A 10,111-nucleotide genomic window follows, 5' to 3' on the forward strand; every position below is an offset into this window, starting at 1 on the left:
ATGACCATCCTGCCCAGCACGCTCGACCCCGCCGCGCCGGAGGCCCTGGCCAATGCCGCCGCGATGCGCGCCCTGGTGGATGACCTCCACGCCACCGCCGCCCGCATCCGCCAGGGCGGCGGCGAGGCCGCGCGGCAGCGCCACCAGTCACGCGGCAAGCTGTTGCCGCGCGAGCGTGTCGCGGCGCTGCTCGACCCCGGCGCGCCCTTTCTGGAAATCGGCCAGCTGGCGGCGCAGGGCATGTATGGCGGGGAGGTGCCCTCGGCCGGGCTGATCACCGGCATCGGCCATGTCTGCGGCCGGCCCTGCATGATCGTCGCCAACGACGCCACGGTGAAGGGCGGCACCTACTACCCCATCACCGTGAAGAAGCATCTGCGCGCGCAGGAGATCGCCGCGCAGAACCATCTGCCCTGCCTCTACCTCGTCGATTCCGGCGGCGCCAACCTGCCGAACCAGGACGAGGTTTTTCCGGATCGCGAGCATTTCGGCCGCATCTTCTACAACCAGGCGCGCATGTCGGCGGCTGGCATCCCGCAGATCGCGCTGGTCATGGGTTCCTGCACCGCCGGCGGCGCCTATGTGCCGGCGATGTGCGATGAGAGCATCATCGTCCGCAACCAGGGCACCATCTTCCTGGCTGGCCCGCCGCTGGTGAAGGCCGCCACCGGGGAGATCGTCTCGGCCGAGGAGCTGGGCGGGGCGGAACTGCACAGCCGCATCTCCGGCGTCACCGACCACATCGCCGAGGATGATGCGGATGCCATCCGCATCGCCCGCCGCATCGTGGCGACGCTGCCGGAGGTGCGGCCCGCGCTCCGCCCCTCTGGTGTGCCGGTCCCGCCGCGCCACGCACCGGAGGAACTCCACGCGCTGATCCCGCAGAGCCTGCGCCAGCCGGTCGAGGCGCGGGAGATCATCGCCCGCATCGCCGATGGCAGCGAATTCGACGAGTTCCGCCGCCTCTATGGCCCCACCCTGGTCACCGGCTTCTGCCGCATCTGGGGCTACACGGTCGGCATCGTCGCCAACAACGGCATCCTGTTCTCGGAAAGCGCGCAGAAGGGCGCGCATTTCATCGAGCTCTGCGCCCAGCGCGGCATTCCGCTGGTGTTCCTGCAGAACATCGCCGGCTTCATGGTGGGCCGCAAATACGAGGCCGGCGGCATCGCCAAGGATGGCGCCAAGATGGTCAATGCCGTGGCGACCGCCGAGGTGCCGAAATTCACCATCATCACCGGCGGCAGCTTTGGCGCCGGCAATTACGGCATGTGCGGCCGCGCCTATTCGCCGCGTTTCCTGTGGATGTGGCCCAATGCGCGCATCGGCGTGATGGGCGGCGAGCAGGCGGCCTCGGTCCTCGCCACGCTGCGCCGCGACGCGCTGGAGGCGAAAGGCGAGGAATGGACTGCCGAACAGGAAGAAGATTTCAAGGCGCCGATCCGGGCGCAATACGAGACCCAGGGCCATCCCTACTATGCCAGCGCCCGGCTCTGGGATGATGGGGTGATCGACCCGGCGGCGACGCGCGACGTGCTCGGCCTGGCGCTGTCGGTCGCCGCCATCCCGCCGCTGCCGCCGACGCGCTTCGGCCTGTTCCGCATGTAGCCCGCCAGAGGATCCGAGCATGACCGCCCTACTCGAGCGCCGCGAGCCGCATGGCGTGCACCGCCTGACGCTGAACCGCCCCGAGCGCCACAACGCCTTCGATGATGCGCTGATCGCGGAGCTGGACGCCGCCTTCCACCGCATCGGCGCCGACCCGGAGGTGCGGCTGGTGGTGCTGGACGGCAACGGCGCCAGCTTCTCCGCCGGCGCCGATCTCGACTGGATGCGCCGCGCCGCCACGCAATCGGAGGCGGAGAACGCCGCGGATGCCACCGCCATGGCGCGCATGCTGCACGCGCTGGACCGGCTGCCGCGCCCGACCGTCGCGCTGGTGCAGGGCGCGGCCTATGGCGGCGGCGTCGGCCTCGCCGCCTGCTGCGACATCGCCATCGGCGCGGAGAGCGCGCGCTTCTGCCTCAGCGAGGTGAAGCTGGGCCTGACGCCCTCCACCATCAGCCCCTATGTCATCGCCGCCATCGGCGCCCGCCAGGCGCGCCGCTATTTCCTGACCGCCGAGGTGTTTGGCGCGACCCGCGCGCAGGAGATCGGCCTGCTGCACCAAGTGGTGCCGGAGGCCGAGCTGCAGGCGGCCGGCGCCGAGATGGTGGCGACCCTGTTGCGCAACGCCCCTGGCGCGCAGGCCGACGCCAAGGCGCTGGTGTTTCTCGCCGAGGCCCGCGCGGTGGATGACGCCTATACCGAGGAGACCGGCCGCCGCATCGCCGCCCGCCGCGCCTCGGCCGAGGGGCGGGAGGGCATCGCCGCCTTCCTCAGCCGCCGCAAGCCCGCCTGGGTGCCGGAGCACGGGCCATGATCCGCCGCCTGCTGATCGCCAATCGCGGCGAGATCGCCTGCCGCATCATCGCGACCGCGCGCCGCCTGGGCATCGCGACCGTCGCAATCTATTCGGAGGCCGATGCCGGCGCCCTGCATGTGCGCCAGGCCGACCAGGCCCTGCCGATCGGCCCCGCCGCGGCGGCGCGGAGCTACCTGAACATCCCCGCCATCCTCGACGCCGCGCGACGCGCCGGCGCCGATGCCGTGCATCCGGGCTATGGTTTCCTGTCGGAGAATGCCGGCTTCGCCCGCGCCTGCGCCGAGGCCGGGCTGGTCTTCCTGGGCCCGCCGCCCGAGGCGATCGCCGCCATGGGCGACAAGGCGCGCGCCAAGGCGCTGATGCAGCAGGCCGGCGTGCCGCTGGTGCCCGGCTATCATGGCGAGGCGCAGGAGGCCGCGCTGCTGGCGCGGGAAGCCGCGCGCATCGGCTGGCCGGTGCTGATCAAGGCCAGCGCCGGCGGCGGCGGCAAGGGCATGAAGCTGGCCGAGGACGCCGCCGGTTTCGCCGAGGCGCTGGCCAGCGCGCAGCGCGAGGCGATGGCCGCCTTCGGTGATTCCCGCGTGCTGCTGGAGCGCTATTTGACCCGGCCGCGGCATATCGAGATGCAGATCTTCGCTGACCAGCACGGCAACATCCTGCATCTGAACGAGCGTGACTGCTCCTTGCAGCGCCGCCACCAGAAGGTGGTGGAGGAGGCGCCCGCCCCGGGCCTCAGCGCCGAACGCCGCGCCGCCATGGGCGAGGCCGCCATCGCCGCCGCCCGCGCCGTGGGCTATGTCGGCGCCGGCACGGTGGAGTTCATCGCCGAGGGCGAGGAGTTCTTCTTCATGGAGATGAACACCCGCCTGCAGGTCGAGCATCCGGTGACCGAGGCGATCACCGGCCTCGATCTCGTCGAATGGCAGATCCGCGTGGCGCAGGGCGAGGCGCTGCCCATCACCCAGGCGCAGGTGCCGCTCTCCGGCCACGCCATCGAGGTCCGGCTCTATGCCGAGGACCCGGCGCGCGACTATCTGCCCTCCACCGGCCCGGTCACCCTGCTGCAATGGCCGCAGGGCGAGGGGGTGCGCGTCGATGCGGGTGTCGCGGAAGGCGATGCGGTGACGCCGCATTACGACCCGATGCTGGCCAAGATCATCGCCTGGGGCCCGGATCGCGACGCGGCGCTGCACCGGCTGCGTGGCGCGCTGGCGGCGACGCGCCTCGGCGGGGTGCGCAGCAATCTCGGCCTGCTGCGCGGCATCGCGGCGCATCCGGGCTTCGCCGCGGCGGAGCTGGACACCGGCTTCATCGCCCGCCATCCCGAATTGCTGGCACCGGCCGCGCCGCCCTCGGACGCGGCCTGGGCGGCGGCGGCGCTGGCCCTGTGGCAGCGCCGGGCACCGCTGGTGCCGGAAGACCCGTGGCGCGCCTTGCCGGGCTTCCGCCTGAACGGCCCGGCCGAGGCCGCGCCGCTGCTGCTGCAGGCGGGGGAGGAGCAGCGGCGCCTCGCCATCCAGCCCCTGCCCGGCGGCGGGCTGCGGGTTGAGGACATCCGCGCCGAGCCGGCGGGCGAGGGCGCCATCCGGCTCGACGGCCAGCGCCTGGGCTGGGCCTGCCGCTGGCAGGGCGATGCGCTGGTGCTGGCGCTGGGCGATGAGGTGGCGAGCTTCCGTGTCCCCGACCCGCTGGCGCCGGCGGGTGGCGAGGCCGCAGGCGACGACATGCTGCGCGCGCCCATCCCCGGCCGTGTCATCCGCCTGCTGGCCACGCCCGGTCAGAGCGTTGCGCGCGGCGCGCCGCTGTTGGTGCTGGAGGCGATGAAGACCGAGCTCTCCCTGACCGCGCCGCGCGACGGGGTGGTGCAGGCGCTGCCGGTGGCCGAGGGCGCCATGGTCGAGGAAGGCACGCTGCTCGCCCGGCTGGGCTGAACCCGGCCGGGCGGCGGCGGCGCTTCAGGCCGGCACCGGCTCGCGCTTCGTCTCCCAGTCACGCAGCAGCGCCGCGCGCCGGGCCATGGCCTGCGCCACATGCCGCGCCCGCACCGCGCCATAGCCGCGGATCAGCCCGGGAATGCCGGCCAGCTGCACCGCCAGCGCGTGCCGCTCCGGCGTCAGCTCGCGGCAGATTCGCTCGATCAGCGCCACATGCTCGGCCAGCAGGCGGCGATCCTCGCGCCGCTCCGCGGTGTGGCCGAAGGGGTCGAGCCAGCCGCCGCGCAGCCCCTTGGCCCGCGCCAGCAGGCGGAACACCGGCAGCATCCAGGGGCCGAATTCCCGCTTGCGCGTGCCGAGCAGCGGCGGCGCCAGGTGGAAGACCAGGCGCGGCGGTTCGGCATAGCCCTCGGTCAGCTTCGCCAGGAAGGCGGGGTCGCTGTGCAGCCGCGCCACCTCGTATTCGTCCTTCACCGCCATCAGGGTGAAGAGGTGCCGCGCCACCGCCTCGGCGAAGCCGGAGCGGCCCGGGGCGCGTTCTGCCTCGGCCTGGCGCGCCGCCTCGACCAGACCCGCGTAGCGGTCGGCATAGGCTTCGTCCTGATAGGCCACCAGCTCGGCGCGGCGCAGCGCGACGATCTCCTCCAGGCTGCTGGCGAGCGACGGCTTCGGGGCCACCATGGCCCGTACAGCGGCCAGATCCAGCGCGGCCTTGCGCCCCCAGGCGAAGGCCGCCTGGTTCATGGCGACCGCCGCATCATTGATCTCGATGGCGCGAGAGAGCGAGGCCGGCGAGACCGGCAGCCAGCCGCGCTGGCAGGCATAGCCCAGCAGGAACAGGTTGGAGGCCAGAGAATCCCCGAACAGGGCGGTGGCCAGGGTGGTCGCGGGCAGGAACTCGCTCTGCGCCGCCTGCGCCAGCCGGTCCTGCAGCGCGACGCCGGGCAGGGCAGGGGGGGCCGTGGCGTCACCCTCCCGCGCCTGGCGGGCGAAGCCGCGCACCGTCTCGCTGGTCGGCGCCAGATCGGCATTGATCACGGCGCGGCTGCGCCCGGTGGAGAGCCGCGCCAGCGTGTCCGGCAGGCCGGAAACCACAAGATCGCAGCCCAGCAGCAGATCCGCCTCGCCCTCGGCGATGCGCGCGGCGTGCAGCTGCGCCTGGCGCGCGGCGAAGCGCAGATGCGACCAGACCGGCCCGCCCTTCTGCGCCAGCCCGGCCATGTCGAGCGCGGTCACCCCCTTGCCCTCCATCGCCGCCGCCGTGCCCAGCAGAGCGCCGATCGTCACCACCCCCGTGCCGCCAATGCCGGCGATCAGGATGCCATAGGGCGTATCCAGCGAAGGCTGCGCCGGCTCCGGCAGGTCGCCGGGCAGCGCCAGGCCGCCGGCCAGCGCCGGCGCGGCGCGCTTCGTGCCGCCCTGCAGCGTGACGAAGCTGGGGCAGAAGCCGTCGCGGCAGGTCATGTCGCGGTTGCAACTGGACTGGTCGATGGCGCGCTTGCGGCCGAACTCCGTCTCCACCGGCACGACCGAGAGACAATTGGAGGCGCGGCTGCAATCGCCGCAGCCCTCGCAGACGCGCTCATTGATGACGACACGCTGCGCCGGCTGCGGCATCAGCCCGCGCTTGCGGCGGCGGCGCTTCTCGGTGGCGCAGACCTGGTCATAGATCAGCCCCGTTACGCCCCGGATGTCTTTCAGTTCGCGCTGGACGCTGTCCAGCGCCGAGCGCGGGTGCAGCGTGACGCCTGCGGGCCAGCGCGTGCCGGCATGGCGCCCTGGGTCCTCGGCCAGGATGGCGATGCGGGAGACGCCCTCGGCCTGCAGCTGCGCCACGATCTGCGGGATGCTGAAGCCGCTTTCCGCCTTCTGCCCGCCGGTCATGGCGACGGCGTCGTTGAACAGGATCTTGTAGGTGATGGGCACATTCGCGGCGACCGCCTGCCGCACCGCCAGCACGCCGGAATGGGTGTAGGTGCCATCGCCCAGATTGGCGAAGACATGCGGCGTGTCCGTGAAGGGGGCCATGCCGATCCAGGCCACGCCCTCGCCACCCATCTGGCTGAAGGTGCGGGTCTGCTCGGGGTTCAGCCACAGCGCCATGTAGTGGCAGCCGATGCCGGCCAGCGCCAGGCTGCCCTCCGGCACCTTCGTCGACGAGCTGTGCGGGCAGCCGCTGCAATAATGCGGCGGGCGCAGCGCCAGCGGCAAAGCGGGGCGCGCGGCCGCCTCCAGCGCCGCGGCGCGGGCGGCGATCTCCGCATCGGTGTGGAAACGCGCCAGCCGGCGGGCGATGACGCGGGCGATCAGCGAGGGCGACAGCTCCCCCGCCGCCGGCAGCTGCCAGTCATGCACCGGCAGATCCCATTCGCCCTGGTCGTCATACTTGCCGATGACGCGCGGCCGCACATCCTCCCGCCAATTGTAGAGCTGCTCCTTCAGCTGGTACTCGATCAGCTGGCGCTTCTCCTCGACGACCAGGATTTCTTCGAGACCCTCGGCGAAATGCCGCGTGCCCTCGGCATCCAGCGGCCAGGGCATGCCGACCTTGAACAGCCGCAGGCCGAGCGCCGACGCCTTCGCCTCGTCGATGCCGAGCATCTCCAGCGCCTGCCGCACATCCAGCCAGGATTTGCCGGTGCTGGCGATGCCGAAGCGGGCGCGGGGGCTGTCCAGCACCACGCGGTTCAGCCCGTTCAGCCGTGCATAGGCCATGGCGGCATAGGGCTTGAAGCGCTGCAGCCGGTATTCCTGCGCCATCGGCGTGTCCGGCCAGCGGATGTTCAGCCCGTCGGCCGGCAGTTCCAGATCGGCCGGGAAGCGCGGCGCGATGGCGTGCGGGTCGAGCGTGATGGCGGCGGAGCTTTCCACCGTGTCCGACACCGCCTTCAACGCCACCCACAGCCCGGTGAAGCGCGACATCGCCCAGCCATGCAGGCCGAACTCGACGATCTCCTGCACCGTCGCCGGATTCAGCACCGGGATCATGCTGGCGGCGAAGACATGGTCGCTCTGATGCGGCAGGGTGGAGGACTTGGCGCCATGATCGTCGCCCACCACCGCCAGCACGCCGCCGAAGGGGGAGGTGCCGGCGGCATTGGCGTGCTTGAACACGTCGATGCTGCGATCCGCCCCCGGCCCCTTGCCATACCACAGCGCGAACACCCCCTGGTGCCGCGCGCCCGGGAACAGGCCGAGCTGCTGCGTGCCCCAGACGGCGGTGGCCGCCAGATCCTCGTTCAGCCCGGGCTGGAACCGGATTTTTCCCTGTTCCAGCGCCGGGCGCAGCTTCCACAGCGCCTGGTCCAGCCCGCCCAGCGGCGAGCCGCGATAGCCCGAGACGAACCCCGCCGTGTCCAACCCGGCGGCGGCATCCCGCGCCCGTTGCAGCAGCGGCAGCCGGGCCAGCGCCTGCAGCCCGGTCAGGTAGGGACGCGCGCCGGGCGGCAGCGCCTCCGGCGGGCCGGAGGGAGAGGTGGGGTGACCGATCGCGGCATCGAGCATCAGCGGACCTTCCCTGCCTGCCATGCGTGCGGCATGGCCGGGAGAATGGAGGGCCGCGCAGGGGCGGGGCGCTCCTCCTCCCTGTGTCGTTGCCGACAGACTAGGCGGGCGCGGGCGGAAGCGGCTTCCGAAGCAGCGCAGCATTGTGCCGCTTTCCGGCAGGATCTTTTGCGAACATCGCTGTGCGATACGGCCAAGTTTCGCGCGATCGCCGGTTGCCAGCAGGCCCGCATCGGCGCCAGGATGCGCGCCGGGAGAAAGAGCCGGTCCCTGTCACAAGGAGATCGACATGCTGCGTCGCAGCTTCCTGCAAAGCCTGGGCGCCGGGGCGGCGGTCGGGGCCGCCATGGCGCCGTCGCTGCCGCGTGCGCAATCCGCCACCACGCTGCGCTTCATCCCGCAGCTCGACCTCGCCTATCTCGACCCGGTCTTCTCCACCGCCTATGTCACCCGCAACCACGGCTATCTGGTGTTCGACACGCTCTATGGCGTGGACACGGATTTCAACGTCCATCCGCAGATGGTCGCCGGGCATGTGGTGGAGCAGGACGGTCTGCTCTGGACCCTGACCCTGCGCGACGGCCTGGTCTGGCATGATGGGGAGCGGGTGCTGGCGCGGGACTGCGTCGCCTCGATCCGCCGCTATGCCAAGCGCGACCCCTTCGGCGAGGCGCTGATGGCCGCGACCGAGGAGCTCTCCGCCCCCGACGACCGCAGCATCCGCTTCCGCCTGAAGAAGCCGTTTCCCCTGCTGCCGATGGCGCTGGGCAAGCCGGGCTCGCCCATGCCGGCGATGATGCCCGCCCGGCTGGCCGAGACCGACCCGTTCCGCCAGGTGACCGAGATGGTCGGCTCCGGCCCGTTCCGCTACCTGGCCGATGAACGGGTGCCCGGCGCCCGCAACGCCTATGCGCGGTTCGAGCGCTACCAGCCGCGCCCGGACGGCACGCCCAACTGGACCTCGGGCCCCAAGCGCGTGCATTTCGACCGCGTGGTCTGGACCACCCAGCCGGATGCCGGCACCGCCGCCAGCGCCATGCTGGCCGGCGAGCAGGACTGGATGGAATACGCCTATCACGACGTGCTGCCGCTGCTGCGGCGCAGCCGGCAGATCCGCATCTCGGTGCCCGACCCGACCGGCTTCGTCACCATGCTGCGGATCAACCACCTGCAGCCGCCCTTCGACAAGCCGGCGGTGCGCCGCGCCCTGTTCGGCGCGGTGGACCAGTCCGCCTTCATGGAGGCGATCGTCGGCAATGACAGCAGCATGTACCGCACGCCGCTGGGCTATTTCGCCCCCGGCACGCCGATGGCGACGCCGGAGGGTCTGGGCTTCCTGCAGGGCGAGCGCGACTATGAGAAGGTGAAGCGCGACCTGGCCGCCGCCGGCTACCAGGGCGAGAAGGTGGTGCTGCTGGTGCCGGCGGATTCCGTCGGCCTGAAGGCGCAGGGCGATGTCGCCGCCGACATGATGCGCCGGGCCGGCATGAATGTGGACTATCTGGCGACCGACTGGGGCACGCTGCTGGCGCGGCGCAACCGCAAGGACCCGCCGGAGCAGGGCGGCTGGAGCGCCTTCGTCAGCTCCTGGGCCGGGGCGGACTGGCTGAACCCGGCCGTGCATCTGGCGCTGCGCGGCAATGGCGTGGCCTATCCCGGCTGGTCGCAGAGCCCGCGCACCGAGGCGCTGCGCCAGCAATGGTTCGAGGCGCCGGACCTCGCCGCCCAGCAGGCCATCTGCCGCGAGATCCAGAAGGTCAGCCTGGAGGAAGTGCCCTACTACCCGCTCGGCAACTATATCCAGCCGACGGCGCACCGGACCAGCGTGACCGGCCTGCTGGGCGGCTTCGCCACCTTCTGGAACATCCGCCCCTCTTAATTTTCCAGGCTGCCGCTGCCTGGCGGGGATGCGGGGTACGGCAGGCGGGCGGGGCGCAGCCGGGCAGGGGAGGGAGCTGCTCCCCTGGGCCGAAGCGCCCCGGTCGCGTGGGGCCCCCCGTCCCGGCCCTGACCGGCAGCGTACAAAAAAACGCGGCACCCAAGGGGTGCCGCGGTTCTTGGCTGGGCCGGAGCGGATGGCGTCAGGTGACGCTCATCCCGTCCCGGCCCTGGCCGGCAGCTGGCAAATCAACGCCAGGCGGGGCGGCCGAGATTGACGGTGTTGGGGCTGGTGGCGGCGCCGCCCAGGGCACCGGCCGCGCCGCCGATCAGGGCGCCGGCCCCGGCATTGCCGGAGAGCGAGCCGACC

General features: G+C 72.1%; 5 protein-coding genes. 4 read left to right on the plus strand and 1 reads right to left on the minus strand.

All coding sequences use genetic code 11. The features are described from left to right. Genes HMPREF0731_RS10430 through HMPREF0731_RS10440 form a run of 3 tightly spaced genes read left to right on the plus strand, consistent with a single transcriptional unit; the run spans nucleotide 1 to nucleotide 4,356 of the window. Nucleotides 1–1,608, plus strand: coding sequence for a carboxyl transferase domain-containing protein (locus HMPREF0731_RS10430; protein ID WP_007004075.1), 1,608 nt, complete (start codon nucleotides 1–3; stop codon nucleotides 1,606–1,608). A gap of 19 nt (nucleotides 1,609–1,627) precedes the next feature. Continuing rightward, the gene (locus HMPREF0731_RS10435; protein ID WP_007004076.1) at nucleotides 1,628–2,422 is read left to right on the plus strand and encodes an enoyl-CoA hydratase-related protein; all 795 of its coding nucleotides are present in this window, start codon (nucleotides 1,628–1,630) and stop codon (nucleotides 2,420–2,422) included. Next, nucleotides 2,419–4,356: an acetyl-CoA carboxylase biotin carboxylase subunit gene (locus HMPREF0731_RS10440; RefSeq protein ID WP_007004077.1), complete on the plus strand. Its 1,938-nt coding sequence runs from the start codon at nucleotides 2,419–2,421 to the stop codon at nucleotides 4,354–4,356. The genes HMPREF0731_RS10435 and HMPREF0731_RS10440 overlap by 4 nt, the downstream gene beginning before the upstream one ends. 24 nt (nucleotides 4,357–4,380) lie before the next feature. On the opposite strand, the gene HMPREF0731_RS10445 is transcribed toward HMPREF0731_RS10440, so the two are convergent. Continuing rightward, nucleotides 4,381–7,863 carry an indolepyruvate ferredoxin oxidoreductase family protein gene (locus HMPREF0731_RS10445; protein WP_007004078.1) on the minus strand — a complete coding sequence of 1,161 codons (3,483 nt, stop codon included), beginning with the start codon at nucleotides 7,861–7,863 and terminating at the stop codon, nucleotides 4,381–4,383. Between the two features lie 289 nt (nucleotides 7,864–8,152). Here HMPREF0731_RS10445 and HMPREF0731_RS10450 point away from each other — a divergent pair, with 289 nt between their 5' ends. Further along, a complete protein-coding gene (locus HMPREF0731_RS10450) occupies nucleotides 8,153–9,742 on the plus strand; it encodes an ABC transporter substrate-binding protein (RefSeq protein ID WP_007004079.1) in 1,590 nt (529 codons plus the stop codon). The last annotated feature ends 369 nt before the right edge of the window (nucleotides 9,743–10,111 follow it).

Source organism: Pseudoroseomonas cervicalis ATCC 49957 (assembly GCF_000164635.1).
GTDB classification, from domain to species: domain Bacteria; phylum Pseudomonadota; class Alphaproteobacteria; order Acetobacterales; family Acetobacteraceae; genus Pseudoroseomonas; species Pseudoroseomonas cervicalis.